We start from the raw sequence: 1,569 nt of genomic DNA on the forward strand, positions 1-1,569 counted from the left end.
CTCGACTTGCATGTGTTAGGCACGCCGCCAGCGTTCATCCTGAGCCAGGATCAAACTCTCAAATCAAATTCTTCCTTCTCTTTGCTTGCTGGCTTTCCTCTTACACTGTGTAGTTTTCAAAGACCAAATTAATAATTCGCATTTCTTTTATTATCGCTGTGACATAGACTAGTATACCATAAATTTTCACGTACTGTCAAGTATATTTTTAGATGATTTTCATCCATTTCTTTCTAAGACTTCTTGATGACAAATAGCAATGATGTTTGTTATGCAAATAAATGGTGCCCAGAGGCGGAATCGAACCACCGACACGGGGATTTTCAGTCCCCTGCTCTACCGACTGAGCTATCTGGGCATGTTTGGTCGGGGTGGCAGGATTTGAACCCGCGGCCCTCTGGTCCCAAACCAGATGCGCTACCAAGCTGCGCTACACCCCGCAATGTATTCATATAGATGGTGGGCCTTCAGGGACTCGAACCCCGGACCTACCGGTTATGAGCCGGACGCTCTAACCAACTGAGCTAAAGGCCCATCATTTTGGCGGAGAGGGTGGGATTCGAACCCACGGCCCCTTTCGGAGTCACTGGTTTTCAAGACCAGCTCCTTAAACCCCTCGGACACCTCTCCCTATTTAGAGGCCAGATACATGATGCAGGAAGCAGGATAAAACCATTGTTTTTCTTGCCTCTCCCTTCTCGCCTCTTGCTTCTAGATTGGTGACCCATCCGCGGCTCGAACGCGGGACACCTTGATTAAAAGTCAAGTGCTCTACCTGCTGAGCTAATGGGTCATGTCTAAATGGTGAGCCCACAGGGATTCGAACCCCGGACACACGGCTTAGAAGGCCGTTGCTCTATCCAGCTGAGCTATGGACCCACGTTGGAGCGGAAGACGGGATTTGAACCCGCGACCCTCGCCTTGGCAAGGCGATGCTCTACCACTGAGCCACTTCCGCATGGTTGGTGGAGGGAGGTGGATTCGAACCACCGAAAGCTGAGCTAACGGATTTACAGTCCGCCCCCTTTGGCCACTCGGGAATCCCTCCATGGTTTTGGAGCTGGCGAAGGGAATCGAACCCCCAACCTGCTGATTACAAGTCAGCTGCTCTACCGTTGAGCCACGCCAGCATATAAAATTGGCGACCCGGAAGGGGCTCGAACCCTCGACCTCCAGCGTGACAGGCTGGCATTCTAACCAACTGAACTACCGGGCCCTATTGGATGCAAGATGTCGGATCTTTCTCCCGCCTCTCGCTTCTCGCCTCTTGCTTCTAGATTGGTGACCCATCCGGGAATCGAACCCGGGTTACCGCCGTGAAAGGGCGGTGTCTTGACCGCTTGACCAATGGGCCTTAGCATACTGGCTCCAGAGGTGGGACTCGAACCCACAACCTACCGGTTAACAGCCGGGTGCTCCACCATTGAGCTACTCTGGAATCTTATCCAGCAACGACCTACTCTCCCAAGGCGTCTCCACCTCAGTACCATCAGCGCTGAAGGGCTTAACTTCTGTGTTCGGTATGGGAACAGGTGTATCCCCTTCGCCATTGTCACTGGATGTGTGTTA

General features: G+C 52.3%; 12 tRNA genes and 2 rRNA genes. All 14 read right to left on the reverse strand.

Annotated elements, in window-relative coordinates:
* Window positions 1-66 (reverse strand): 16S ribosomal RNA (locus AN619_RS15205); the annotation flags it as partial.
* A 216-nt stretch (window positions 67-282) separates the two neighbouring features.
* Window positions 283-358: transfer RNA gene (locus tag AN619_RS15210), tRNA-Phe, on the reverse strand.
* 5 nt (window positions 359-363) lie between these two features.
* Window positions 364-440: transfer RNA gene (locus tag AN619_RS15215), tRNA-Pro, on the reverse strand.
* A gap of 17 nt (window positions 441-457) precedes the next feature.
* Window positions 458-534 (reverse strand) — tRNA-Ile (locus tag AN619_RS15220).
* A gap of 7 nt (window positions 535-541) precedes the next feature.
* Window positions 542-630 (reverse strand) — tRNA-Ser (locus AN619_RS15225).
* A gap of 87 nt (window positions 631-717) precedes the next feature.
* Window positions 718-793, reverse strand: a tRNA-Lys gene (locus AN619_RS15230).
* A 9-nt stretch (window positions 794-802) separates the two neighbouring features.
* Window positions 803-879, reverse strand: a tRNA-Arg gene (locus AN619_RS15235).
* Window positions 880-883: 4 nt separating this feature from the next.
* Window positions 884-958: transfer RNA gene (locus tag AN619_RS15240), tRNA-Gly, on the reverse strand.
* Between the two features lie 5 nt (window positions 959-963).
* A tRNA-Tyr gene (locus AN619_RS15245) sits at window positions 964-1,048 on the reverse strand.
* Between the two features lie 7 nt (window positions 1,049-1,055).
* Window positions 1,056-1,130, reverse strand: a tRNA-Thr gene (locus AN619_RS15250).
* Between the two features lie 9 nt (window positions 1,131-1,139).
* Window positions 1,140-1,216: transfer RNA gene (locus AN619_RS15255), tRNA-Asp, on the reverse strand.
* A gap of 63 nt (window positions 1,217-1,279) precedes the next feature.
* Window positions 1,280-1,354, reverse strand: a tRNA-Glu gene (locus tag AN619_RS15260).
* A gap of 9 nt (window positions 1,355-1,363) precedes the next feature.
* Window positions 1,364-1,438 (reverse strand) — tRNA-Asn (locus AN619_RS15265).
* Between the two features lie 5 nt (window positions 1,439-1,443).
* Window positions 1,444-1,560: ribosomal RNA gene (gene rrf, locus AN619_RS15270) — 5S ribosomal RNA — on the reverse strand.
* Window positions 1,561-1,569: the final 9 nt, after the last annotated feature.

Source organism: Thermotalea metallivorans (assembly GCF_001562415.1).
Lineage (GTDB): Bacteria > Bacillota > Clostridia > Peptostreptococcales > Thermotaleaceae > Thermotalea > Thermotalea metallivorans.